The organism is Streptomyces sp. NPDC048352 (assembly GCF_040651895.1).
Taxonomy (GTDB): Bacteria; Actinomycetota; Actinomycetes; order Streptomycetales; family Streptomycetaceae; genus Streptomyces.
The window spans coordinates 1-23,550 of the sequence record NZ_JBEZKZ010000095.1; the positions used below are offsets into that span (position 1 = coordinate 1).

Consider the following 23,550-nt stretch of genomic DNA (forward strand, 5'->3'; position numbering starts at 1 on the left):
CGTCCGGCCCTCGACCGTTCCCCACCCGGTGATCACACCGTCCGTGTAGGGCTTCTTCGCCTCCAGCCCGAAACCGGTCGCCCGGTGCCGGCGCAGCTGCTCGACCTCCCGGAAGGAACCTTCGTCGAGCAGGAGCGCGATGCGCTCGCGTGCGGTCAGCTTGCCCTTGGCGTGCTGCGCTTCGGTCGCCCGGTCACTGGGGCCGCGCCGGGCCTCCTCGCGGAGGGAGTGAAGCTCGGCCACGCGCCCGCGGGCGTCCGTCGGCTCGCTCGGAGTCTGGTCCACAACGGTCATGTACCGACCTTACGAAGCGTGGCCATCAAAACCCTCCGTCGGTTCTACACAGTCTCCGGCCCCGTCCGCTGTCCGTCCCGGACAGAACCGGCGGAGCATGCATGGACTCCCCCAGTCCAAACCGGCGGCCTTTGTAGGGGTCCGACAAAAAACGGGGATCCGAGCACGGAACACCGCAAGGAAGTTGAAATTTGAACGGAATGGGTCTAGCGTCTCTCTTGTTGAAAGTTCAACCAATTGCTGGACTCCCGAGGAGGAAGTCATGGGTCTCTTCACCCGCCGCACCCCGTCCGCCCCCGCCGCCGCCCCCGTCCAGGAGCAGGGCTCGGCCGTCGCCACGCTCGCGGTCGACCCGGCGCTCGCCGCGCTCACCGGTGACTACGTCATCGACCCCGCCCACAGCAGCATCGGCTTCACCGTGCGCCACGCCATGGTGACCAACGTCCGCGGCAGCTTCGCCGACCACGAGGGCACCCTCCACCTCGACGGCTCCGACCCGTCCCGTTCGACGGCCGCCATCGACGTCAAGATCGCCTCGGTCACCACCGGCATCGCCGACCGTGACGCCCACCTGCTGGGCAGCGACTTCTTCGACGCCGAGCTCTTCCCCCTGATGACCTTCCGCTCCACCTCGGCGGCGCACCTCGGGGCGGACGCGTACCGCATCACCGGCGAGCTGACGATCAAGGACGTGACGCGTCCGCTCTCCATCGACCTGGAGTTCGCCGGTTCCGCCACGGACGTCTACGGCAGCGAGCGCGTCGGGTTCGAGGGCTCCGCCGAGATCCTGCGCTCCGACTGGGGCCTGACGTGGAACGCGGCCCTGGAGGCCGGCGGGGTGATGGTCAGCGACAAGGTGAAGCTGACCTTCGACATCTCGGCCGTCAAGCAGGCCTGATCCCCTCCGGCGCGGGACCCCGGGGGCGGCTACCAGCCGCCCCCGCCGTCGAACCCGCCGCCGCCCCCGTCGAAGCCGCCCCCGCCGCCGAAGTCCCCGCCGCCGAAGTCGGACGGGTTGAAGTCGGCCCCCGAGACGTCCCCGCCCTCGAATCCGCCGTCGTACCCGTATCCGCCGCCGAAGTCCGAGGCGTAGGCCGGCCCGGCCATCATCGAACCGAGCACCGTGCCCATCAGCAGGCCCGGCAGGATCCCACCGCCGAAGTAGCCGCCCGCCCAGGGGCCGTACGCCGGACCGGCGTCGTAGTACGGGCGCCGGCCGGAGTCCGTGTCGACCGTGCGGACCGCCGGGTCCAGGCCGTCGCGCAGCCGGACCGCGTCGGCCGTGCAGACCGGTACGGTGCGGGCCGCCCCGCCCGCCGGGGCCCAGGCGGCGTCCTCGGTGCTCGGCCCGTGGCGCGGGTCGAAGAAGCAGGGCAGGCGGCGCTCGGGCAGCGGCCGTCCCCGGCGGCGGGCGTCGAGGCGGGCCAGTGCGTACCGGCCGTCCTCCAGGGCCTGGGTGACGCCCTGGACCTCGTGCGGCTCCCGCACCGAGGCCATGATCTGCTTGGCCCGCTCGTAGGAGTCCAGGCCCTGCTCGTAGTCCTTGCGCATGGCGTCGTCGGCGCCGGGCTCCCCGGGGTGGAAGTCGAGCCGGTCGAGCTCCTCGCCGAACGCGGTGATGTCCTCGTCCACGACCACCCCGAGCCGGGCGATCGCCTCCCGCCTTGCCTCCTCCTTCTTCTTCCGGTTCCGCTTGACCACGAGGTACGCGCCGCCCCCGCCGGCCAGCGCCACGGCGCCGAGGCCGATCAGGGCGCCGGCGGAGGACCCGCCGTCCGCGGCGGCGCCGTCCCAGGAGGCCGGGGCGCGGCCCCTCATCTGCGGGAGGGCCTGGTCGACGAAGTCGTTCAGCTCGGTGGCGGCGTCCACCGGCCCGCCCGCCTTCACCGCCGCGCTGAGGTTGCGGACGGCGTTGGACGGCATGACGACCGGGTCGGCCCCGGCGTTGAACCCGTCGCCGAGCCGGATCGCGTAGAGGCCCGTGATCCCGGTCTCGGCGCGCACCGTTCGCAGCACGCTGGCGGCGGGGAAGGCGTCGGTGGCGGGCAGCACCGCGACGAACAGCGGCTTGTCCGCCGCCTCGATCTTCGCGGCCAGCGCGTCCGCCTGCGCCTGCGACAGCTGGGCCGCGGCCCCGGGATCGACGTAGACCGGGCCCTTCTTGAGCGCCTCCGCCACGGCGGCGGGTCCGCTGTCGGCCGCGGCCGCCTGGGGGGCGAGGCCGGCCGCGCCGGCGGACAGCGCCAGCAGCAGGCCGGACAGGATCGATCCACAGCGTATGGACATCAGCCTGGTCCTCATACCCCCGACGCTACCCGAACGGACGCTTTCCCGGGCGAGACGGACATACGGCCTTTTCCGGCCGCCGGGCCGCGCGGGCCCTACTCGGCCGGTTCGACGCCCGCGTGCAGGAGGCCGAAGGTGTAGGCGTCCTCCAGGGCCTGCCAGGAGGCCGCGATGACGTTCGGGGCGACGCCCACGGTGTTCCACTCGCGGATGCCGTCCGTCGTGGCGATCAGCACGCGGGTCGTGGACTCCGTACCGTGCTTGCCCTCGAGGATGCGGACCTTGTAGTCCACCAGCTCGAACTTGGCCAGCTGCGGGTAGAACCGCTCCAGGGCCACCCGCAGGGCGCGGTCGAGGGCGTTGACCGGGCCGTTGCCCTCCGCCGTCGCGACGATCCGCTCGCCCTTGGCCCACAGCTTGACCGTGGCCTCGTTGGCGTGGGTGCCGTCGGGGCGGTCCTCGACGATGGCCCGCCAGGACTCCGTGCGGAAGTACCTGCGCGCCCGGCCCTCGGCCTCGGCGCGCAGCAGCAGCTCGAACGAGGCGTCGGCGGCCTCGTAGGTGTAGCCCGCCAGCTCCCGCTCCTTGACCCGCTCGACGACGCGGGCGATCAGCGCGCGGTCCCCGCCCAGGTCGACGCCGAGCTCCTTGCCCTTGAGCTCGATGGAGGCGCGGCCGGCCATGTCGGAGACCAGCATGCGCATGGTGTTGCCGACGCGCTCGGGGTCGATGTGCTGGTACAGGTCGGGGTCGACCTTGATCGCCGAGGCGTGCAGGCCCGCCTTGTGCGCGAAGGCGGAGACGCCGACGTACGGCTGGTGCGTGGAGGGGGTGAGGTTGACGACCTCGGCGATGGCGTGGGAGATGCGCGTCATCTCGGCGAGCGCGCCCTGGGGCAGGACCGTGCGGCCGTACTTGATCTCCAGCGCGGCGACGACGGGGAAGAGGTTGGCGTTGCCGACCCGCTCGCCGTAGCCGTTCGCGGTGCACTGGACGTGCGTGGCGCCCGCGTCGACGGCGGCCAGGGTGTTGGCGACGGCGCAGCCGGTGTCGTCCTGGGCGTGGATGCCGAGGCGCGCGCCGGTGTCGGCCAGCACGGTCGAGACGACCGCGGTGACCTGCGCGGGGAGCATGCCGCCGTTGGTGTCGCAGAGGATGACGACGTCGGCGCCCGCCTCGTGGGCGGTGCGGACGACGGCCTTGGCGTACTCGGCGTTGGCGCGGTAGCCGTCGAAGAAGTGCTCGCAGTCGACGAAGACCCGCCGGCCCTGCGCGACGAGGTGGGAGACGGTGTCCCGGACCATCTCCAGGTTCTCTTCGAGGGTGGTGCGCAGCGCGAGCTCGACGTGGCGGTCGTGGGACTTGGCGACGAGGGTGATGACCGGCGCGCCGGACTCCAGGAGGGCGCGGACCTGCGGGTCCTGGGCGGCGGAGCCGCCGGCCCGGCGGGTGGCCCCGAAGGCGACCAGCTGGGCGTGCCGGAAGTCGATCTCGGCCCGGGCGCGGGCGAAGAACTCGGTGTCGCGGGGGTTGGCGCCGGGCCAGCCGCCTTCGATGAAGCCGACTCCGAAGTCGTCCAGGTGCCGTGCGATGGTCAGCTTGTCCGCGACCGTGAGGTTGATGCCCTCGCGCTGGGCGCCGTCGCGCAGCGTGGTGTCGAAGACGTGGAAGGCGTCGTCGAGTGCCCCTGTCGGATGGGTCGCCTCTGTCGTCGTCATGCTGATCTGACTCCTGTCGGATGAGTGGTTCCGGAGACCGGGGATCCACTGCCCCCATCATCGCGCGCCGCCCGCTTCCGGCGTGGTTCCCGCCCTGGAAACGAAAAGACCCCTCGCGGGTGCGAGAGGTCTGCGCGCGGGTCTGAGGCACGGTGGCCGCTGCCGCGGAGGTCTTCCACGGTTTCAGCGGTCACAGAGGACCGGCGCGCTGCTGTCCATAATCATGAGCCGAGCAGACACGCCCGCAGTGTGCCACACGGCCCGTCGGCGGTGGACGCCGGTCTCAGCATGCGGGCACCGCCGTCCGCCGGGCGGCCCCCGCCTCCTCGCGCTACACGGCGAGGGTCTCGGCGAGGTACTCGCCGACGTGCTCCAGGATGTCCTCGCGCCCTATGCCGGGCAGGCCCACGGCGACCTGGATGCTGAATCCGTCGAGCAGGGCCCGCAGCCGGGCCGCGAACCGGTCGGCGTCCACGGCGCGGAACTCGCCGCGCGAGATGCCCTCGGCGAGCAGGGCGACCAGGTCGCGGTGCCAGGCGCCCTCGATGGCGGCCTGCCGTTCGCGCTCCTCGGGGCCCGCGTTCTGGGACCGGTTCCAGACCTCCAGCCACAGGGTCCAGTGCGGGTCCCGGGGGCCGTCGGGGACGTACAGGTCCACGTACGCCCGCACCCGCTCGCGGGCCGGGCCGCGGCGGGCCAGCAGCGCCCGCCGCTCGGTGCCGAGGGCCGCCTCGCTCCACTCCAGGGTCTGCAGCAGGAGCTCGTCCTTGCTGCCGAAGTAGTAGAGGAGGTGGCCGCTGCTCATGCCGACCTGGCGGCCCAGGCCGGCCATGGTGAGGCCCTCCAGCCCGCGCTCGGCGATCGTGGCCATGGCGGCGGCGAGCACGTCCTCGCGCGGGGGCGCGTTCTTGCGCGCCGCCCGTACCGGTACTCCACCCGCCGCCATGGCCCACTCCTTCGCGAGGTCCGCCTCGGGTCAGACCTTCGGCTGCTGCTGGGTGATGCAGTGGATACCGCCACCCCCGGCGAAAATCGTACGTGCGTCAACGAGCGTCACGGTGCGCTCGGGGAACAGTCCGCGGAAGATCTCGGCGGCCTCCTCGTCGCGCGGGTCGTCGAAGGCGCACAGCACCACGCCTCCGTTGCAGAGGTAGTGGTTGATGTACGAGTAGTCCACCCACTCGCCGTCCTCCTCGAGGACGGTCGGCGCGGGGACCTCCACGACCTCCAGCAGCCGGCCCTGCGCGTCGGTGGAGGCGCGCAGGATGGCGGCGATGGTCTTGCAGCGCTCGTGGTCCGGGTGGGCCGGGTCGGGCTGGGTGTGGACCATGACCACGCCGGGGCGGGCGAAGGCGGCGACGATGTCGACGTGGCCCTGGGTGCCGTAGGTGCCGTAGTCGCCGGCCAGGCCGTACGGCAGCCAGATCGCCTTGGTGGTGCCGAGGTGGGCGTGGATCTCCTCCTCCACCTCCCGGCGGCTCCAGCCGGGGTTGCGGCCCTCGCCGAGCTGCACGGTGTCGGTGAGGAGCACGGTGCCCTCGCCGTCGACGTGGATGGCGCCGCCCTCGTTCACCAGGCGGGTGCTGTAGGTGCGGGTGCCGACCAGGTCGGAGATGTGCCGGGCGATCTTCGAGTCGTGGTCCCAGCGGGCCCACTTCTGGGCGCCCCAGCCGTTGAAGGTCCAGTCGACGGCGGCCAGCTCGCCAGCGTCGTTGGTGACGAAGGTCGGGCCGATGTCGCGCATCCAGGCGTCGTCGAGCTCCTGCTCGACGAGCTCGACGTCGTCCCCGACGATCGCCCGGGCGCTCTCGGCGTCACCCGGGGAGACGACGAGGGTCACCGGCTCGTACGCGCGCACCGCGCGGGCCACCGCGCCCCAGGCCTCGCGGGCCTCGGCGAGCTCCTGGTCGTCGGTGAAGGTGGGGTTGGGGCTGGGCCAGGCCATCCAGGTGCGCTCGTGGGGGGTCCACTCGGCGGGCATCCGGAAGCCGTCGTTCACGGGCTGGGCGGGCTGGGCAGTCATGGTGGGGTGTCCTTATGGCGTGCGGGCTGGGCCGCTTACAGGAAGTACAGGCGGTTGAGGGAGACCGAGTCGGCCGCTTCGGAGCGCAGCGGTTCCCCGTCGAGGGAGACGAGTCCGCTGCGCGCGTCGACGTCGACCGCGCCGACCCGGGAGTTGAGGAGCATGTCCTTGGGGCCGATCCCGCGGGTGCCGCGGACGGCCACCCGGCGGCGCCGGGTCGGCATCGCGTCGCTGCCCAGCGCCGCCGCGGCGGCGGAGACGAACGCGACGGAGATGTCGGCGGCGGTGGCCCCGTACGCGCCGAACTGCGGTCCGAGGACGAGCGGTTCGCAGGTGTCGGTGGCGGCGTTGGGGTCGCCGGTGACTCCGTAGGCGGGGAAGCCGGACTTGAGGACCAGCTGCGGCTTGGCGCCGAAGAACTGCGGGCGCCACAGGACGATGTCGGCGAGCTTGCCGATCTCGATGGAGCCGATCTCGTGGGCCAGGCCGTGGGCGATGGCCGGGTTGATGGTCAGCTTGGCCATGTAGCGCAGGACGCGGGCGTTGTCGTCGCCCTCGCCGTCGCCTTCGAGCGGGCCGAGCTCGCCCTTCATCTTGGCGGCCATGGCGAAGGTGCGGCGGATGGTCTCGCCGGCCCGGCCCATGCCCTGGGCGTCGGAGGAGGTGATGCCGATGGCGCCCAGGTCGTGCAGGACGTCCTCGGCGCCCATGGTGCCGGCGCGGATCCGGTCGCGGGCCATGGCGGCGTCGCCGGGCAGGTCGGGCTTGAGGTCGTGGACGGAGACGATCATGCCGTAGTGCTCGGCGACCGCGTCCCGGCCGAAGGGCAGGGTCGGGTTGGTGGAGGAGCCGATGACGTTGGGCACGCCCGCCATCTTGAGCACGTTGGGCACGTGTCCGCCGCCGCAGCCCTCGATGTGGAAGGCGTGGATGGTCCGGCCCTCCAGGACGCGCAGGGTGTCCTCGACGGAGAGGCACTCGTTGAGGCCGTCCGAGTGCAGGGCGACCTGGACGTCGTGCTCCTCGGCCACCCGCAGCGCGGTGTCCAGGGCGCGGGTGTGGGCGCCCATGTCCTCGTGGACCTTGAAGCCGGAGGCGCCGCCCTCGGCGAGGGCCTCCACCAGGGGCGCGGCGTCCGAGGAGGAGCCGCGCGCGAGGAAGCCGATGTTGACGGGCCAGGCGTCGAAGGCGTTGAAGGCGTGCTTCAGCGCCCAGGGGGAGTTGACGCCGACGCCCCAGACGGGGCCGAACTCCTGGCCGATGACCGTGGTGACACCGGCGGCGAGGGAGGCCTCCATGATGCGCGGGGACAGCAGGTGGACGTGGGTGTCCACGGCTCCGGCGGTGGCGATCAGGCCCTCGCCGGAGACGATGCTCGTGCCGGTGCCGACGACGACGTCCACCCCGTCGAGGGTGTCCGGGTTGCCGGCGCGGCCGATCGCGTGGATGCGGCCCTCGCGGATGCCGATGGAGACCTTGCGGATGCCGAGGACGGCATCGATGACCAGCACGTTGCTGATCACGACGTCGCAGGTGTCGCGGACCGCGGCGCCCTTGAGGTGCAGGCCGTCGCGGGCGGTCTTGCCGAAGCCGGCCAGGAACTCGTCGCCGGGCTTCTGGGCGTCGTGCTCCACCCGGACGGTCAGCCCCGAGTCGCCGAGCCGGACCCGGTCCCCGGCGCGGGGGCCGAAGACGGAGGCGTACTCGTGCGGGTCGATGTGGCGGCTGCCGGGGGCGCAGTGCGCGCTGTGGTCGCTGTGGGGGGTCTGACGGCTCATGCCGGGTTCCCTTCCGAGTCGTCGTCGGTGGCGGCGGCGCCCAGGTAGCCGCAGGCCGCGGCGCGGGCGAGGGCCTGCTCCTTGGCGCCGGGGGCGTCCAGCGGGCCGTCGACCAGGCCGGCGAAGCCGATCGCGATGCGGTCGCCGCCGATCGGGACCAGGCCCACCTCGCCCTCGCCGTGCGGGTCGAACCGCACCGAGGAGCCCGCGGGCACGCACAGCCGCATGCCGTAGGCGGCGGCGCGGTCGAAGTCGAGCCGCGGGTTGGCCTCGAAGAAGTGGAAGTGGGAGGTGACGCTGACGGGCACGGGGGCGGTGTTGCGCACCCGCAGGTGGAGCAGCGGTTCGGGCTGCGGCGCGCCGGGGCCGGGTACGACCGCGCCCGGGGCGTCGTCGCCGAGGGAAGCAGCGCCCCGGATGGGCGCGGAGACCACCGCGAGCCGGGATCCGTCGTCGAAGACGGCCTCGACGTGCACCTCGGTGACCACGTCGGCCACGCCGGGCAGCACGTCGTCGGGGCCCAGTACGCCGCGGGCCTCCTCGATGGCCTCCGCCAGGCGCTTGCCGTCACGAGCGGCCTCGCAGACCGTGTCCGCGATCAGCGCGGTGGCCTCGGGGACATTGAGCCTCAGGCCGCGGGCCCGCCGGGCCCTGGCCAGTTCCGCGGCGCTGCGCAGCAGCAGCCGGTCGCGCTCCGTAGGGGTCAGCCGCACGCCGATCCACCACCTTTTGAGTCGATGGGTTAGAGCATCACTCTAACTCTTGATTTCCGCGTCGTGAAGCATTGACCGCACCCCAAGGCGTGGGTCACATTGAATGCCGCTCTAAAGAACGCGCAACCATCCCCGCCCTGCCAAGGGAGTCCCCCCATGCCCATCGAACAGCGCGGAGTCGACACCATTCCGGAGGAGGAGCGGACCAGCGGTCCCCGCGACCTGATCTCGATCCTCCTCGGCTCCAACCTCTGCCTCGGCGTGATCGTCTTCGGCTGGCTGCCCCCGTCCTTCGGACTCGGGCTGGTGCCCTCCGTCACCGCCATCGTGACCGGCACCCTGGCCGGCATCGCCTTCACCGCGCCGCTCGCCCTGGTGTCCCTGCGCACCGCGACCAACCTGTCCACCTCCAGCGGCGCCCAGTTCGGCGTACGGGGGCGGCTGGTCGGCTCGGTGGTCGGCCTGCTGCTCGCCCTCGGCTACACCGCGCTGACCCTGTGGATCGGCGGCGACGTGATGGCCGGCACCCTGTCCCGGCTCACCGGGCTGCCGGACACGGGCCTGACGCGGGCCGTGATGTACGGCGTGCTCGCCGCGGGCACCGTCGTCGGAGCCGTCTTCGGCTACCGGCTGCTGCTGCGCATGAGCAAGGTGCTGTCCGTCGCCATGGTGGCCCTGCTGGCCCTCGGCGTCGTCGCCTACGCCCCCGACTTCACCGCCGCCGCCCCGCCGGACACCGGGTACCTGCTCGGCTCGTTCTGGCCGACCTGGCTGCTGGCCGCCGTCGCCGCCGGGCTGAGCGGTCCCGTCGCCTTCATCACCCTGCTCGGCGACTACACCCGCTACGTCTCCCCGCGCCGCCACGGCTCCCGCAAGGTGTTCTGGGCGACCTGCCTGGGCCTGCTGGTCGGCCTGCTGGTCCCGCAGCTCTTCGGCACCTACACCGCCCTGGCCGCGCGGGCCGGCGCCGACTACGCCGGACCGCTCGTCGAGGCCGCGCCCTTCTGGTATCTCGTCCCGCTGCTCGCCGCCGCGGCGGCCGGCTCGGTGGGCAACGCCGGGCTGATGCTCTACTCCATGGGCCTGGACCTGGACGCCATCGTGCCCAGGGCCACCCGTACGAAGGCCACCGTGATCGCCGCCGCCGTCGCGACCGCGTTCGTCTTCTTCGGCTCCTTCGAGTGGGACGTGCAGTCCGCGATGACCTCCTTCGTCCTGCTGCTCACCGCCATCGGCACCCCCTGGGCCGTGGTCACCCTGATCGGCTTCGTGCGCTGCCGCGGGATCTACGACCCCGACGCCCTCCAGGTGTTCAACCGTCGGGCCCGCGGCGGCGTCTACTGGTTCAGCGGAGGCTGGAACATCCGCGCCACCGCCTCCTGGGCGGCCGGCGCGGCCGTGGGACTGGCCGCCGTGTCGACCCCGGTGTACGAGGGCCCTCTGCTGGCCCTCACCGGCGGGGTGGACTGTAGTTTCATCCTGTCGGGGCTGGTCGGCGGCGCGGTGTACACCGCGCTGACGGTACGGCCGCAGGCGGCACCCGTCGCCGATCCGGCAGTGCAGGCAGTGGTGGTGGCCGCCGACTAGACCGCGCGGCCGCGCCGACGACACGGGGAGACGTCGTGGAGGAACTCGCAGAGGTGGCCGGCAAGGTCGTCAAGGGCATCGCCGGCCTGGCCTACGCGTTCGGAGACATCGTCACGGCGCTCGGCGGCTCGCAGGGGACGGGCAAGGAGCGCAAGGAGAAGAAGGACGAGGGCGCGGCGGACGAGGAGCGCTGACCCCGCCTCCTCCCCCGGACGCCACAAGGCCCCCCGCGCACCGCGCGGGGGGCCTTGTGCCATGTCGGGGAACGCCTAGCCGAGCGGGTGCATCCAGCCGTGGGTGTCGGCGGTGTGGCCCGTCTGGAGGTCCAGCAGCGCCTTGCGGAGCTTCATGGTGACCTCGCCGGGCTGCCCGTCGCCCTGGGTCCAGTTCGCGCGCTCGGACTTGACCGAGCCGACCGGGGTGATGACGGCGGCGGTGCCGCAGGCGAACACCTCGGTGAGGGTGCCGTTCTCGTTGTCGCGCTTCCAGTCCTCGGTGGTGATCCGGCCCTCCTCGGCGGTGTAGCCGAGGTCGCGGGCGATGGTGAGGAGGGAGTCGCGGGTGATGCCCGGCAGGAGCGAGCCGGTCAGCTCGGGGGTGACGATGCGGTCCCCGTACACGAAGTACAGGTTCATGCCGCCCATCTCCTCGATCCAGCGGTGCTCGACCGCGTCGAGCCAGACGACCTGGTCGCAGCCGTGCGAGGCGGCCTGGGCCTGGGCGACGAGGGAGGCCGCGTAGTTGCCGCCGGTCTTGGCGGCGCCGGTGCCGCCCTTGACGGCGCGCACGTACTCCTCGGAGAGCCAGACGGAGACGGGCTTGACGCCACCGGGGAAGTAGGCGCCGGCCGGCGAGGCGATGACCATGAAGAGGAACTCGTTGGCCGGGCGGACGCCCAGGCCGACCTCGGACGCGAACATGAACGGGCGCAGGTACAGCGAGGCCTCGCCGGAGTCCGGCACCCAGGCGCGGTCCTGCTTGATCAGGGCGTCGCAGGCCTCGATGAAGAGGTCGGCCGGCAGCTCGGGCATCGCCATGCGGCGGGCGGAGGCCTGGAAGCGCTCGGCGTTGGCGCGGGGGCGGAAGGTGGCGACGGTGCCGTCGGGCTGGCGGTAGGCCTTGAGGCCCTCGAAGATCGTCTGCGCGTAGTGCAGGGTCATGTTCGCCGGGTCGATCGCCAGCGGTGCGTACGGGACCAGCTCGGCGTCGTGCCAGCCGCGGCCCTCGGTCCACTTGATCGTCACCATGTGATCGGTGAAGTGGCGGCCGAAGCCGGGGCTGGCCAGGATCGCTTCGCGCTCCGCGTCGGACAGCGGGTTCGAGGAGGGCTTGAGCTCGATCGTGGGCGTCGTCATGAGTGCTTGTCCTTCACCGGTTGGGTTTGGCGGACCGCGCTCATGCGTACCAGGACGTCCGAGCTTCCCCGTATTCCGCGGCCTCGCGTTCGATTATCGCGCGGGGGCAGGCATCGGAGAAACGGGGGTTGAGCGGCCCAGGGGAGATGGTGACACCCGGGGGCCGCACAGGTGAAGCCGCCAGGTCCCTTTGTGACCTGGCGGCTTCCTGGGTGGAACGGCCGGGTCAGCCGGCTACTCGCGCGGCGAGGGCGTCGCCGATCGCGTCGGTGGAGCGGAAGGTGCCGTCCCGCTCCGCGAGGTCGGCGGAGACCGCGTCCTCGATGCGGACCGCCTGGTCCTCGTAGCCGAGGTGGCGCAGCAGGAGGGCGACCGAGAGGATCGTCGCGGTCGGGTCGGCCTTGCCGGTGCCCGCGATGTCGGGCGCCGAGCCGTGGACGGGCTCGAACATGGACGGGAACGCGCCGGTCGGGTTGATGTTCCCGGAGGCGGCCAGGCCGATTCCGCCGGTCACGGCCGCGGCCAGGTCGGTGAGGATGTCACCGAAGAGGTTGTCCGTGACGATGACGTCGAAGCGCTCGGGCTGGGTGACGAAGAAGATCGTCGCGGCGTCGACGTGCAGGTAGTCGGTGGTGACCTCGGGGTACTCCCGGCCGACCTTGTCGAAGGCGTTCTTCCACAGGTGGCCGGCGTACACGAGGACGTTGTTCTTGTGGACCAGCGTCAGCTTCTTGCGGGGGCGGGCGTTGGCCCGCTCGTACGCGTCGCGCACGACGCGCTCCACACCGTAGGCCGTGTTCACGCTGACCTCGGTGGCCACCTCGGCCGGGGTGCCGGTGCGCAGGCTGCCGCCGTTGCCGGTGTACGGGCCCTCGGTGCCCTCGCGGACCACCACGAAGTCGATCTCCGGACGGCCGGCGAGCGGGGTGGCCGTGTTGGGGAACAGCTTCGAGGGGCGCAGGTTGATGAAGTGGTCGAACGCGAAGCGGAGCTTCAGCAGCAGACCGCGCTCCAGTACGCCCGACGGGACCGACGGGTCGCCGATGGCGCCCAGCAGGATCGCGTCGTGGTGCTTGAGGGCCTCGAGCTCCGCGTCCGGGAGGGTCTCACCGGTGCGGTGCCAGCGCTGCGCGCCGAGGTCGTACTCCTTGGTCTCCAGCTTCACATCCTGGGGCAGGACCGCGGTAAGGACCTTGAGGCCCTGAGCCACGACTTCCTGGCCGATGCCATCACCGGGGATCACTGCGAGATTGATGCTGGTCGCCATGTCGGAACCGTACTCCGTGTCCCAGCCCTCAGACATATCGCGTCCAGCATTCGGACCAGTCAGTGGCCGGTCGAGCCGCCGTTGTCACGGCGGTCCAGGGCGCGCTGGAGGGCCGCGGCGGCGTTCTTGCGGTCGGCGTCAGCCGGGGAGGTGTGGCGGACGCGGCGGGTTGCGGCGGTGGTGGGGGTCATGGTGATCGACTCCTTGGGATCACGGCGTGGCGGGGCCACGGATGAGGGGTGTTCCTTCAAGGCGCCGGAAGGGGCGGGGAGCTGTGCGCCGCAGGGGTTGCCTGCCAGTGGGCGCGCGCCCTCGACCGCCATTCGCAGGATCAGCGAGACGTTCGGCTCCTACAAAGCTAGGGCAGGTCCGGCTGTATGTCTCCGCAATTACTCGGACTTCCTAGTATCTGAGATGGGAAACCGCCCGGAGGGACCCTTCCGCCCCTTCCGGATTCAGCCCTTCTCTGCCCTGAGTTCCCTGATCAGAGCCCTGACGACGAGGGTTGCCGCCGACTCCGGTGTGGTGACGTATCCCACCCGTCTCACCGGCCTCCGCGGCCCCAGAGGGGTGATGTCGACGGTGTCCGGCGCCTCGCGCAGCGACAGCTCCGGCATGATCGCCATGCCCAGCCCCCGGCCGACCATGGTCAGCACCATCGCGTCGTCCTCCGCCTTCACCGTGGCCCGGGGGATCCAGTCCTGGTCCCGCCACCACTGCCGGGTGTAGGAGCCGCAGTTCTCGTCCCAGTCCAGCAGCGGCAGCGCCTTCGGGTCCGGGTGTCCGGCGGGGTGCACCAGCGCGTACGCCTCCTCGGTGAGCACCCCGGTCAGCAGCCCCGGCGGTACGTCCTCCCGCGCGCCCAGCGTCGCGATGCCCAGGTCGGCCCGGCCGGCGGCCACCTCCCCCGCCGTGCCGGCCCCCAGTTCGCGCACCACCCGGACCTCGGGGCGGATCCCGGGGTGCAGCACGGCCAGCCGCTCCAGCGCGGGCGGAAGCAGGTGCAGGGCCGCGCTGCGGAACGCCGCGACGCGCAGCACCCCCTCCACCGCGTCCCCGCCGGCGGGGGCCCGGCCGGCGCCGCGCGCCTCCGCGCCCAGCACCTCGTACAGCCGCAGGATGCGCCGGCCCAGCGCGACGGCCCGCTCCCCGGCCGGGGTGGGCGCGGCTCCGCCGCGTCCGCGCTCGAAGAGCACCGCGCCGACCTTGCCCTCGCTGCCGCGCACCGAGTGCGAGACGGCCGACTGGCTGGTCCCGAGCACGGCGGCCGCGGCGGAGAAGCCGCCCGTCTCGGCGACGGCGACCAGGACCCGGAGTTCCTGCGGGGCGAGTTCGGCCACGGGGTTCCCACCTCGGTGTATGAGCCGCGCTCATGGATGCGCGGCTTCCATGAGGGCAACCCCCTGCCCGCCTGCGGGATTCCTTCCTACGGTCGTGGCCATGACCGTGAACACCGCTCGTGCCGTCCACCAGATCGCCCGCCCCGCCGGCTTCCCCGCCGCCTCCGACTTCGCGTACGTCTCCTCGCCCGTCCCCGAACCCGCCCCCGGCACCGCCCTGGTGGAGAACCTCCTGTTGTCGGTGGACCCGTACCACCGCGGGCTCATGGACGGCGGCGCGGACGGCTTCGACCTGCACGCCCCGCTGGAGGGCCGGGCGGTGGGCCGGGTGACCGCCTCCCGCGACCCCGGCCTGGCGGAGGGGGACCTCGTCTTCCACCGCGCCGGCTGGCGCACCCACGCGCTGGTCACCCTGGGCGTGGACGGCACCCGCACGCTGCGCGGCCACGAGGGCGTCCCCCTGGAGGCGTACCTCTCCGTCCTGGGCGGTACCGGCCTCACCGCCTACGCCGCCCTCACCCGGACCGCGGCCCTGCGCGAGGGCGAGGACCTCTTCGTCTCGGCCGCCGCCGGCGGGGTGGGCACGGCCACCGGGCGCATCGCCCGGCTGCTCGGCGCCCGCCGGATCATCGGCAGCGCCGGCTCGGCGGCGAAGGTGGTCCACCTCACCGGGGCCCTCGGCTTCGACGCCGCCTTCGACTACCACGACGGGCCGGTCGCCGAGCAGCTGGAGCGGGCCGCGCCCGACGGCATCGACGTGTACGTGGACAACGTGGGCGGGGAGCACCTGGAGGGCGCCATCGGGTCCCTGCGCGAGTACGGCCGGATCGCCTGGGTCGGGGCGATCTCGACGTACAACGGGGACCGCTCCCCCGCCGCGCCCCGCAACCTGTTCGAGGTGGTGCACAAGTCGCTGCGCCTGGAAGGGGTATTGGTCCGCAACCACACCAATCTCCAGGACGAGCTGGAGGACTTCCTGGTCCCCCACCTGCGCAGCGGGCTCATCGGCACCGACACCACCGTTGTCCAGGGCTTCGACCGCACCGTGGAGGCCTTCCTGGGCATGCTCCGCGGGGACAACCTGGGCAAGATGCTCGTACGGACCGGCAGCTGATTCCGGCCATCCGGATGTTCACCGAGTTCTTACCGCACGCCTGTAGACCTTTGCGGCGGCTGCCGCCACGCTTGCCGTCAATGTGCCAGCGGGGCACTCGAGTTGGAGGCGAGCAGCCAGTGACACCCATCAGCCGCAGGGGTTTCGTGGGAATCGGCGCCGGGCTCGCGGCGGGGGCGGCCCTGCCCGCCGCCCTGCCCGCGACGGCTGCGGCCGCCGCCGCGACGGGCACGATCACCGACGTGAAGCACGTGGTGGTACTGATGCAGGAGAACCGCAGCTTCGACCACTACTTCGGCAGGCTGAAGGGCGTCCGCGGATTCGGCGACCGCGCCGCCGGCAACATACCGGGCGGCTGGGGCACCTTCAACCAGCCGAACTGGGGAGGCCGCCAGTACCCGTGGAAGCTGTCCGCCACCCCGGCGGCGGGCGGGGCCGACAGCGAGACCCTGGCCCAGTGCACCGGCGACCTCCCGCACAGCTGGAGCTCGCAGCACGCCGCCTGGAACAAGGGCCGGATGGACAACTGGGTCGCCGGCGTCGGCAAGACCCACACCCTCGGCCACCTGGACCGGGGGGACATCCCCTTCCACTACGGTCTCGCCGACCACTACACGGTCTGCGACGCCTACTTCTCCTCGACCCTGAGCGCGACCGGCCCCAACCGCACCTTCCTGTGGAGCGGCAAGGTCGACGCGGGCAGCAAGGACGGCGGCGACGAGTCCGGGCTGACCTGGGAGACGTACGCGGAGGCCCTCCAGCGCGCCGGAATGAGCTGGAAGGTCTACCAGAACGCCCAGGACAACTACGGGGACAACGGCCTGGCCTACTTCAAGCGGTTCACCGACGCACGGCCCGGCGACCCGCTGTGGGACCGCGGCATGGCCTCCGTCCCCAAGGTGACCGGCTCCACCCCGGACGACATCGCGGCCGCGATCCGCGCGGACGTGGTCGCCGGGACCCTGCCCCAGGTGTCCTGGGTCGTGGCGAGCGAGGCCTTCTCGGAGCACCCGTACGCCCCGCCCGGCGACGGCGCGCACTTCGTGGACCTGGTCTACCGGGCGCTCGCCGCGAACCCGGAGGTCTTCGACTCCACCGTCCTGTTCCTCAACTACGACGAGAACGACGGCTTCTTCGACCACGTCGCCCCGCCCGTCGCGCCGCCCGGCACCCCCGGCGAGTACCTGGACGGCGTCCCGATCGGGCTCGGCTTCCGGGTGCCGATGCTGGTCATGTCCCCCTGGACGCGCGGCGGCTGGGTCAGCTCGGAGGTCTTCGACCACACCTCGGTGCTGCGCTTCATGGAGACCTGGTCGGCGGCCCTCGGCACCCCGGCCGTCTGCCCCCACATCAGCGCCTGGCGCCGCAAGGTCGTCGGCGACCTGACCGGCGTCTTCGACTTCGCCCATCCGGTCCACGGGGTCCCCGCGGGCCTGCCGTCCACCGCCAAGGTCATCGGGCAGTCGACCTGCGGCCCGCTCCCCAACCCGGTGCCCCAGGACAACGCCCTGCCGGCGCAGGAGCCCGGTACGCGTCCGGCGCGCGCCCTGCCGTACCAGGTCAACGGCAACCTGGACCGCTTCGAGTTCGGCGCGGCCGGGAAGATCCTGGCCTGGTTCTCGATGAGCAACCAGGGTGCCGAGGCCAAGCGGGCGGCGCACTTCTCGATCCACCCGCACCAGTACCGGGACACGGCCGCCTGGCAGTACACGGTGGACCCGGGCGCCACGTCCACGGACTACTTCAACATCGGGCTCGGCAGCGGGTCCGGCAAGTACGACATCTCGATGTACGGGCCGAACCGCTTCCTGCGCCGCTTCATCGGCGACGCGACGAAGCCGGGCAGGGCACTGGAGGTCGCGGCCCGCTTCGCCGTCGAACCGGGCACCGGGAAGACGGCGATCTGGTTCAGGATGACCAACGCCTCCGCCGCGCCGGTCACCTTCACCATCCGCTCGAACGCCTACCGCACGGACGGCCCCTGGACCTACACCGTCCCGGCGAACTCCTCGCGCGAGGACTACTTCAACGCGGTGGCGTACCAGCAGGGCTGGTACGACTTCACGGTCCTGGCGGACGCCGACGGCACCTGGTCGCGCCGCTACACGGGACACATCGAGACGGGCGCGCCCAGCGTCTCGGGCTCCTAGGGGGTGTCCGCAAAGTCCCTCCCCGCCGGAGCCACTTCGACGGCGCTCCCTCCCTAGAGCACGTCGCCGTCGCGCCAGTCGAAGTCGAGCCGCCCGGCGCCGTCCGGCGCGACCCCGCCGGGCGGCGTCCACACGTACGTCGAGCCCTCCTCCGCGGCCAGCCGCTCGGGGCCGGCCGGCCCGAGGACGCCGATCCGCCCGGGGTGGGGCTTCCAGCCCCGGCCCTCGTACAGGGCCGCGCCCTCGTCGGAGGCCGACAGGGCCCCCAGGACGTAGGCCCGGGCGATCACGCCCTCCAGGGCGGCCATCACCGCCCCGCCGATCCCGCGCCTGCGCCGGTCCGCGCGGACCGCCACGGCCTCCACGTACCCGGTCCGCAGGGAGCGGCCCTGGTGGAGCACGCGCCGCTGGACGACGCTGCCGTGCGCGACGAGCACGCCGTCCTCGTACACCAGCGCGTGCATCCCGCCGAGGGCGTGCTCGAAGTCCTCCTCGCCGAAGTCCCCCTCGAAGGCGCCGTCCAGCAGCGCCCGGATCCCGGCGAGGGTGGCAGGCCCGAGCTGCGAGGTGTGCGCGAGGCGGGTGTACCTGTCGTCGCTCATGCCCCCAGTCTGCCCCGGAGCCCGTCCAGCTCGGCCGCCGTCAGCCCGGCCCCGCGCAGGTAGGCGTCCGCATCCAGCCACTGCGCGGTGTCCCGGGCCAGGGCGTGGACGGTGGTGCCGAGACCGGCGACGTACGCCTGGATCCCGGCGTCGTCGTAGGACCTGCCCCGGGCGGCGTACCGGGCCCGGACCCGCGGCTCGCTCAGCGCGTGGTCGTCGGCGATCTCCTGCGGGCTCGCCCCGGCCGGCCGCAGCAGGACCAGCGCGATGATCCCCGTCCGGTCGCGGCCCAGACCGCAGTGGAAGGCGACCCCGCCCGGCGCGGCGCCGGCCACGGCCCGGGCGACGGCGGCCACGCGGTCGGGGAAGCGCTCCAGGAAAGGCCGGAAATACGCGGGGGTGCCGAATCCGGGGGTGCCCCACCACACGTCCCAGAAGTCCCGGTGCTCGATGCCGTCGAGCGGGATCCGCAGGGTCGTCACACCGGCCGGGCGCGGGGCGTGGTCCACCTCGGCCTCGCCGGCGTTGCGCAGGTCGATGACGGTCCGCACCCCGTCGGCGGCCAGCGTGGTCCAGCCCCGCGCGGTGAGCCCGTCGAGGCTGTCCGCCCGGATCAGCACCCCGGGGCGCAGCGCCCCGAGCCCGCCGAGGTCGCGGGCGTTGAAGCAGCCCTCCCAGTCGTTGAATCGACCGACGTTCGCCATGCACATAGCCCCCCTGTCAGGACACAACGGACACCGTTCACTGACGCTGCCCTGGCCCCGGGGGTTGCGCCGCGGGGAAGATCTGCGCATGTCGCCTGAGACCCAGCAGTGGACCCCCACCCATGGCCGGCCCTACCGGCCCGTCGCCTACCGTCCGGCGCGCATGCCCGGCTCCGAATCCCTCGCGCGCGCGGCGGAGTTGCGGGCCCGGATGGACGAGCGGCGGACCGTACGCCACTTCTCCCCCGATCCCGTCCCCGAGCAGGCCGTCCGCGACGCGATCGCCTGCGCCGCCACCGCCCCCTCCGGGGCGCACCAGCAGCCGTGGACCTTCGTCCTGGTCAAGGACCCGGCGATCCGGCAGCAGATCCGCGCCGCCGCCGAGCAGGAGGAGCAGATCTCCTACGACGGCCGCCTCGGCGACGAATGGCTGGCCGCGCTGCGCCCCATCGGCACCGACGCCGTGAAGACCCACCTCACCGACGCCCCGGCGCTGATCGTGGTCTTCCAGCAGCGCTACTGGCTCGGCCCGGACGGCACGAAGCGCAAGCACTACTACGTCGACGAGTCGGTCGGCATCGCGGTCGGCATGCTGCTGTCGGCCCTGCACCTGTCGGGCCTGGCCGCGCTCATCCACACCCCGAGCCCGATGCGCTTCCTCGGGCACGTCCTGAACCGCCCGGAGAACGAGAAGGCCTTCGCGGTCGTCCCGGTGGGCTACCCCGCCGACGACTGCGAGGTCCCGGACCTCCTGCGCAAGTCCCTGGACCAGGTCCTGGTGGAGGTCTGAGGGCCGGTTGGCCCGGGAACTGGAACCGCCCCCGCTCCGGGCTTGGGGGTACCGGAGCGGGGGCGGGATTCAGGGGCCGGGCGGGGTCAGCCCATGTGGGGGTAGCCGTACTCGGTCGGCGGGACCAGGGTCTCCTTGATGGAGCGGGTCGAGGTCCAGCGCAGCAGGTTGGACGCCGCGCCCGCCTTGTCGTTCGTACCCGAGGCACGGCCGCCGCCGAAGGGCTGCTGGCCGACGACGGCGCCGGTCGACTTGTCGTTGATGTAGAAGTTGCCCGCCGCGAAGCGGAGCTTGTCCATCGTGTCGGCGGCCGCGTAGCGGTCCTGCGCGATGACCGAGCCGGTCAGGGCGTACGCCGAGACGTTCTCCATCTGCGCGAGCATCTCGTCGTACTTGTCGTCCTCGTAGACGTGGACGGCGAGGATCGGGCCGAAGTACTCGGTCGTGAAGACCTCGTTCTCCGGGTCGGTGCACTCGATGACGGTCGGGCGGACGAAGTAGCCCTCCGAGTCGTCGTACGTGCCGCCCGCGACGATCGTGCAGGTCGGGTCGGCCTTCGCACGGTCGATCGCGGCCTTGTTCTTCGCGAAGGAGCGCTCGTCGATGACCGCGCCGATGAAGTTGCCCAGGTCGCGGACGTCACCCATGGCGATGCCGTCGACCTCGGCCGCGAACTGCTCCTTGAAGCCGTCGTTCCAGATGGAGGCCGGGACGTAGGCGCGCGAGGACGCGGAGCACTTCTGGCCCTGGAACTCGAAGGAGCCGCGGGTCAGGGCGGTCTTCAGGATCGCGCGGTCCGCGGACGGGTGGGCGACGACGAAGTCCTTGCCGCCGGTCTCGCCGACCAGGCGCGGGTAGGAGCGGTACTTCTCGATGTTGTTGCCGACCGTCTTCCACAGGTACTGGAAGGTCTTGGTCGAGCCGGTGAAGTGGATGCCGGCCAGCTCCGGGTGGTTCAGGGCCACCTCGGAGACGGCGATGCCGTCGCCCGTCACCAGGTTGATGACGCCCTTGGGCAGGCCGGCCGCCTCCAGGAGCTCCATCAGGAGGACCGCGGAGTGGGTCTGCGTCGGGGACGGCTTCCAGACGACCACGTTGCCCATCAGGGCGGGGGCGGTCGGCAGGTTGCCGGCGATGGCGGTGAAGTTGAACGGGGTGATCGCGTAGACGAAGCCCTCGAGCGGGCGGTGGTCGCTGCGGTTCCACACGCCGGCGCTGTTCGCGGCGGGCTGCTCGGCCAGGATCTGGCGGGCGAAGTGGACGTTGAAGCGCCAGAAGTCGACGAGCTCGCACGGGGTGTCGATCTCGGCCTGCTGCACGGTCTTGGACTGGCCGAGCATCGTGGAGGCGGCCAGCTTCTCGCGCCACGGGCCGGCCAGCAGCTCGGCGGCGCGCAGGATGATCGCGGCGCGGTCGTCGAAGGACATCGCGCGCCAGGCCGGGGCGGCGGCCAGGGCCGCGTCGACGGCCTCCTGGGCGTCGGCCTCGGTGGCGTTGGCGTACGTACCGATGACCGACTTGTGGTCGTGGGGCTGGACGACGTCGAAGCGCTCGCCGCCACCCATCCGCTTGACGCCGTTGATCGTCATCGGGAGGTCGATCGGGTTCTCGGACAGCTGCTTGAGCTGGATCTCGAGGCGCGCGCGCTCCGGGCTGCCGGGGGCGTACGAGTGGACCGGCTCGTTGACCGGCGCGGGGACCTGGGTCACAGCATCCATGGGGCTGGTAACTCCTTGAGCTAGTGGGGTGCCTAGTTCTTGGTGATCATCGAGCGGAGGAAGAAGAGCAGGTTGGCCGGCTTCTCCGCCAGGCGGCGCATGAAGTAGCCGTACCAGTCGGTGCCGTAGGCCGTGTAGACGCGCATCCGGTGGCCCTCGGCCGCGAGCCGCAGGTGCTCCTCGCTGCGGATGCCGTAGAGCATCTGGAACTCGTACTCGTCCAGTTTGCGCCCGGCCTGGCGGGCGAGCTCCTGTGCGATGGCGATCAGGCGCGGGTCGTGCGACCCGATCATCGGGTACCCCTCGCCCTCCATCAGGATCTTCATGATCCGGACGTACGCCCGGTCGATCTCCGCCTTGTCCTGGTAGGCGACCTCGGCGGGCTCCTTGTAGGCGCCCTTCACGATCCGGACGCGGCTGCCGGCGGCGGCCAGGCGGCGGGCGTCGGCCTCGGTGCGGAAGAGGTAGGCCTGGATCACGCAGCCGGTCTGCGGGAAGTCCCGGCGCAGCTCCTCGTGGATGGCGAACATCGAGTCGAGGGTGGTGTGGTCCTCGGCGTCCAGGGTCACGGTGGTGCCGATGGCGGCGGCGGCCTCGACGACCGGGCGGACGTTGGCGAGGGCCAGCTCGTGGCCGCCCTCCAGGGCCTGGCCGAACATCGACAGCTTGACCGACATCTCGACGGTCTCGCCCAGCTCCAGGTCCCCCAGGCGCTGGATGAGCTCCAGGTAGGCGTCGCGGGCCGCGTACGACTGCTCGACGGCGGTGATGTCCTCGCCGACGACGTCGAGGGTGACCTCGAGGCCCTTGGCCGTCAGCTCCTCGACGATCGGGATGACCTGGTCGACCGTCTCGCCGGGGATGAAGCGGTTCACCACCGGCTTGGTCACCGGGGCGGCAGAGACGATTCGGCGCATCTTGTCGCTGCGCGAAGCGGCGAGGATCGCGGGACCCAGCACGGGGCACCTCCGACGGGTGGCAGGAGCGGACGGACGGACGCCGCGGGGGTGTGCTGCGGCCGTGGGGAAACGCAAGTGGAACCACCGTGAAACCTAAGGATCCCCACGATCCTCTGCCATCGACAGCTGTCACGCATCCGTGGCCCGGATCTCATACATCTGTCTGAAGAACCGGTCCTGGGGTGGGAGAATGGCCGCGTGAAGGGCGATTACCAGGACCTGGTGGACGAGATCTCGGCGCTGCTCGGCGCCCCGGCGACGCTGGAGAACCGGGACTTCCGCCTCATCGCCTTCGGCGCGCACGACAGCGAGGACGACCTCGTGATGGACCCCGTGCGCACCCGGTCGATCCTGACCCGGCAGTCGACGGCGGCCGTCCGGTCCTGGTTCGAGGGCTTCGGCATCGCCCGCGCCACCGGCCCGGTGCGGATCCCGGCGGCCCCGGACGCGGGGGTCTTCCTGGGGCGGATCTGCCTGCCCGTGCGGTACCGGGGCGTCGTGCAGGGCTACGTGTGGCTCCTCGACCAGGATCCGGGCCCCGGGCCGGCCGCGCTGGAGGCCGCCATGGAGGTCGCCCAGCGGATCGGGGTCCTGCTCGCCGAGGAGGCCAAGGCGGGCGCCGACCTCTCGCGGGAGTTCCTGGCGGTGCTCACGGCCGGCCCGGCCTGGCAGCAGGACATGGCGGTGGCCGCGCTGCGGGTGGCCCTGGGGGCGGCGGCGGAGGGGCTGCACGCCGCGGTGTGCGTGGCCCCGTGGTCCGGGGAGGCTCCGGCCTCGGTGCCGGGGGCGGCGGCGGTGTGCGTGGTCCCCGCCGGGGATCCGGGTGCGGACGGCCCGGGCGCCGGTACGGGGGCGGGCGCGCTCGCGGTGCTGGTGCGGCTGCGGTCCGGGGACGCGCTGGCTCCGGCCCTGGCGGCGGTGGGACGCCTGCTCCCGCGTGCCGCGGCGGGGGCGGGGGCCGGGGCGGGGGCCGGCGCGGGTGCCGGGGCCGGCGCGGGTGCGGGTGCGGGTGCGGGTGTCGGGTCCGGGGCCGGCGCGGGTGCCGGGTCGGTGGCCCGCGCGGGGTCCGGGGCCGGCGCGGGTGCGGGTGCGGGCGGCGGGGCCCGGGCCGCCTCCAGGGGGAGCCACCCCGTCACCGCCGGGCTCTCCGAC

At 72.5% G+C, this 23,550-nt stretch carries 22 protein-coding genes; 7 read left to right on the forward strand and 15 right to left on the reverse strand.

Annotation, left to right across the window (positions count from 1 at the left end; translation table 11 throughout):
* The coding region (locus AB0D45_RS31140) for a carboxyl transferase domain-containing protein (RefSeq protein ID WP_362465257.1) at positions 1-294 on the reverse strand (294 nt) is incomplete at its 3' end.
* Between the two features lie 262 nt (positions 295-556).
* Between AB0D45_RS31140 and AB0D45_RS31145 the strand changes: the two genes are divergently transcribed.
* The gene (locus tag AB0D45_RS31145; RefSeq protein WP_362465259.1) at positions 557-1,192 is read left to right on the forward strand and encodes a YceI family protein; all 636 of its coding nucleotides are present in this window, start codon (positions 557-559) and stop codon (positions 1,190-1,192) included.
* 29 nt (positions 1,193-1,221) lie between these two features.
* Here AB0D45_RS31145 and AB0D45_RS31150 read toward each other — a convergent pair whose 3' ends face one another.
* The 6 genes from AB0D45_RS31150 to ureA all read right to left on the reverse strand — a co-directional run bounded on the left by AB0D45_RS31150 (position 1,222) and on the right by ureA (position 8,812).
* Positions 1,222-2,595, reverse strand: a complete 1,374-nt coding sequence (locus AB0D45_RS31150; RefSeq protein ID WP_362465262.1) for a hypothetical protein — start codon at positions 2,593-2,595, stop codon at positions 1,222-1,224.
* Between the two features lie 80 nt (positions 2,596-2,675).
* Positions 2,676-4,298, reverse strand: coding sequence for a citramalate synthase (gene cimA / locus AB0D45_RS31155; RefSeq protein WP_362465265.1), 1,623 nt, complete (start codon positions 4,296-4,298; stop codon positions 2,676-2,678).
* Between the two features lie 331 nt (positions 4,299-4,629).
* Complete coding sequence (locus tag AB0D45_RS31160; protein WP_361604448.1) at positions 4,630-5,244, reverse strand: TetR/AcrR family transcriptional regulator; 615 nt, start codon at positions 5,242-5,244, stop codon at positions 4,630-4,632.
* Positions 5,245-5,274: 30 nt separating this feature from the next.
* Positions 5,275-6,321: an agmatine deiminase family protein gene (locus AB0D45_RS31165; protein WP_362465268.1), complete on the reverse strand. Its 1,047-nt coding sequence runs from the start codon at positions 6,319-6,321 to the stop codon at positions 5,275-5,277.
* A gap of 35 nt (positions 6,322-6,356) precedes the next feature.
* Complete coding sequence (locus tag AB0D45_RS31170; protein ID WP_362465271.1) at positions 6,357-8,099, reverse strand: urease subunit alpha; 1,743 nt, start codon at positions 8,097-8,099, stop codon at positions 6,357-6,359.
* Entirely contained in the window at positions 8,096-8,812 is a 717-nt protein-coding gene (gene ureA / locus AB0D45_RS31175) for an urease subunit gamma (protein ID WP_361604457.1), read from the reverse strand. The genes AB0D45_RS31170 and ureA overlap by 4 nt, the downstream gene beginning before the upstream one ends.
* A gap of 156 nt (positions 8,813-8,968) precedes the next feature.
* Between ureA and AB0D45_RS31180 the strand changes: the two genes are divergently transcribed.
* A complete protein-coding gene (locus AB0D45_RS31180; RefSeq protein WP_362465274.1) occupies positions 8,969-10,399 on the forward strand; it encodes a cytosine permease in 1,431 nt (476 codons plus the stop codon).
* Between the two features lie 35 nt (positions 10,400-10,434).
* Positions 10,435-10,593 carry a hypothetical protein gene (locus tag AB0D45_RS31185; RefSeq protein ID WP_362465277.1) on the forward strand — a complete coding sequence of 53 codons (159 nt, stop codon included), beginning with the start codon at positions 10,435-10,437 and terminating at the stop codon, positions 10,591-10,593.
* A 75-nt stretch (positions 10,594-10,668) separates the two neighbouring features.
* Here the strand turns inward: AB0D45_RS31185 and AB0D45_RS31190 are convergent, their stop codons facing one another.
* From AB0D45_RS31190 to AB0D45_RS31205, 4 genes are all read right to left on the reverse strand, one after another.
* Positions 10,669-11,754: a branched-chain amino acid aminotransferase gene (locus AB0D45_RS31190; RefSeq protein WP_007266756.1), complete on the reverse strand. Its 1,086-nt coding sequence runs from the start codon at positions 11,752-11,754 to the stop codon at positions 10,669-10,671.
* Between the two features lie 226 nt (positions 11,755-11,980).
* Positions 11,981-13,021 carry a 3-isopropylmalate dehydrogenase gene (locus tag AB0D45_RS31195; protein ID WP_362465279.1) on the reverse strand — a complete coding sequence of 347 codons (1,041 nt, stop codon included), beginning with the start codon at positions 13,019-13,021 and terminating at the stop codon, positions 11,981-11,983.
* 59 nt (positions 13,022-13,080) lie between these two features.
* Positions 13,081-13,212 carry a hypothetical protein gene (locus AB0D45_RS31200; RefSeq protein WP_361604469.1) on the reverse strand — a complete coding sequence of 44 codons (132 nt, stop codon included), beginning with the start codon at positions 13,210-13,212 and terminating at the stop codon, positions 13,081-13,083.
* 264 nt (positions 13,213-13,476) lie between these two features.
* Entirely contained in the window at positions 13,477-14,361 is an 885-nt protein-coding gene (locus AB0D45_RS31205; RefSeq protein ID WP_362465282.1) for a LysR family transcriptional regulator, read from the reverse strand.
* Between the two features lie 100 nt (positions 14,362-14,461).
* Between AB0D45_RS31205 and AB0D45_RS31210 the strand changes: the two genes are divergently transcribed.
* Both AB0D45_RS31210 and AB0D45_RS31215 read left to right on the forward strand, forming a co-directional pair.
* On the forward strand, positions 14,462-15,475 hold the full coding sequence (locus AB0D45_RS31210) for an NADP-dependent oxidoreductase (RefSeq protein ID WP_362465285.1): 1,014 nt from the start codon (positions 14,462-14,464) through the stop codon (positions 15,473-15,475).
* Between the two features lie 119 nt (positions 15,476-15,594).
* Positions 15,595-17,625 carry a phosphocholine-specific phospholipase C gene (locus AB0D45_RS31215; RefSeq protein WP_362465288.1) on the forward strand — a complete coding sequence of 677 codons (2,031 nt, stop codon included), beginning with the start codon at positions 15,595-15,597 and terminating at the stop codon, positions 17,623-17,625.
* A gap of 53 nt (positions 17,626-17,678) precedes the next feature.
* Here AB0D45_RS31215 and AB0D45_RS31220 read toward each other — a convergent pair whose 3' ends face one another.
* Together AB0D45_RS31220 and AB0D45_RS31225 are read right to left on the reverse strand one after the other, a co-directional pair.
* Positions 17,679-18,227, reverse strand: a complete 549-nt coding sequence (locus tag AB0D45_RS31220; protein WP_362465291.1) for a GNAT family N-acetyltransferase — start codon at positions 18,225-18,227, stop codon at positions 17,679-17,681.
* On the reverse strand, positions 18,224-18,931 hold the full coding sequence (locus tag AB0D45_RS31225; protein ID WP_362465293.1) for a tyrosine-protein phosphatase: 708 nt from the start codon (positions 18,929-18,931) through the stop codon (positions 18,224-18,226). Before AB0D45_RS31225 ends, AB0D45_RS31220 begins: the two co-directional genes overlap by 4 nt.
* 88 nt (positions 18,932-19,019) lie before the next feature.
* Between AB0D45_RS31225 and AB0D45_RS31230 the strand changes: the two genes are divergently transcribed.
* Complete coding sequence (locus AB0D45_RS31230; RefSeq protein ID WP_362465295.1) at positions 19,020-19,721, forward strand: nitroreductase family protein; 702 nt, start codon at positions 19,020-19,022, stop codon at positions 19,719-19,721.
* Positions 19,722-19,807: 86 nt separating this feature from the next.
* Here the strand turns inward: AB0D45_RS31230 and pruA are convergent, their stop codons facing one another.
* A complete protein-coding gene (gene pruA / locus AB0D45_RS31235; protein WP_361604489.1) occupies positions 19,808-21,439 on the reverse strand; it encodes an L-glutamate gamma-semialdehyde dehydrogenase in 1,632 nt (543 codons plus the stop codon).
* Positions 21,440-21,471: 32 nt separating this feature from the next.
* Positions 21,472-22,398: a proline dehydrogenase family protein gene (locus tag AB0D45_RS31240; RefSeq protein WP_361604492.1), complete on the reverse strand. Its 927-nt coding sequence runs from the start codon at positions 22,396-22,398 to the stop codon at positions 21,472-21,474.
* 198 nt (positions 22,399-22,596) lie between these two features.
* Between AB0D45_RS31240 and AB0D45_RS31245 the strand changes: the two genes are divergently transcribed.
* Positions 22,597-23,550 (forward strand): PucR family transcriptional regulator (locus AB0D45_RS31245; RefSeq protein ID WP_362465299.1); only part of this gene is annotated, 954 nt, incomplete at its 3' end.

Bases quoted from the DNA above. Each gene is read 5' to 3' on its own strand.
- AB0D45_RS31225 (WP_362465293.1), bottom strand. From the start codon at position 18,931: ATGGCGAACGTCGGTCGATTCAACGACTGGGAGGGCTGCTTCAACGCC.
- AB0D45_RS31220 (WP_362465291.1), bottom strand. From the start codon at position 18,227: ATGAGCGACGACAGGTACACCCGCCTCGCGCACACCTCGCAGCTCGGG.
- AB0D45_RS31195 (WP_362465279.1), bottom strand. From the start codon at position 13,021: ATGGCGACCAGCATCAATCTCGCAGTGATCCCCGGTGATGGCATCGGC.
- pruA (WP_361604489.1), bottom strand. From the start codon at position 21,439: ATGGATGCTGTGACCCAGGTCCCCGCGCCGGTCAACGAGCCGGTCCAC.
- AB0D45_RS31210 (WP_362465285.1), top strand. From the start codon at position 14,462: ATGACCGTGAACACCGCTCGTGCCGTCCACCAGATCGCCCGCCCCGCC.
- AB0D45_RS31165 (WP_362465268.1), bottom strand. From the start codon at position 6,321: ATGACTGCCCAGCCCGCCCAGCCCGTGAACGACGGCTTCCGGATGCCC.
- AB0D45_RS31170 (WP_362465271.1), bottom strand. From the start codon at position 8,099: ATGAGCCGTCAGACCCCCCACAGCGACCACAGCGCGCACTGCGCCCCC.
- AB0D45_RS31190 (WP_007266756.1), bottom strand. From the start codon at position 11,754: ATGACGACGCCCACGATCGAGCTCAAGCCCTCCTCGAACCCGCTGTCC.
- AB0D45_RS31160 (WP_361604448.1), bottom strand. From the start codon at position 5,244: ATGGCGGCGGGTGGAGTACCGGTACGGGCGGCGCGCAAGAACGCGCCC.
- AB0D45_RS31180 (WP_362465274.1), top strand. From the start codon at position 8,969: ATGCCCATCGAACAGCGCGGAGTCGACACCATTCCGGAGGAGGAGCGG.
- AB0D45_RS31145 (WP_362465259.1), top strand. From the start codon at position 557: ATGGGTCTCTTCACCCGCCGCACCCCGTCCGCCCCCGCCGCCGCCCCC.
- cimA (WP_362465265.1), bottom strand. From the start codon at position 4,298: ATGACGACGACAGAGGCGACCCATCCGACAGGGGCACTCGACGACGCC.
- AB0D45_RS31200 (WP_361604469.1), bottom strand. From the start codon at position 13,212: ATGACCCCCACCACCGCCGCAACCCGCCGCGTCCGCCACACCTCCCCG.
- AB0D45_RS31150 (WP_362465262.1), bottom strand. From the start codon at position 2,595: ATGAGGACCAGGCTGATGTCCATACGCTGTGGATCGATCCTGTCCGGC.
- AB0D45_RS31230 (WP_362465295.1), top strand. From the start codon at position 19,020: ATGTCGCCTGAGACCCAGCAGTGGACCCCCACCCATGGCCGGCCCTAC.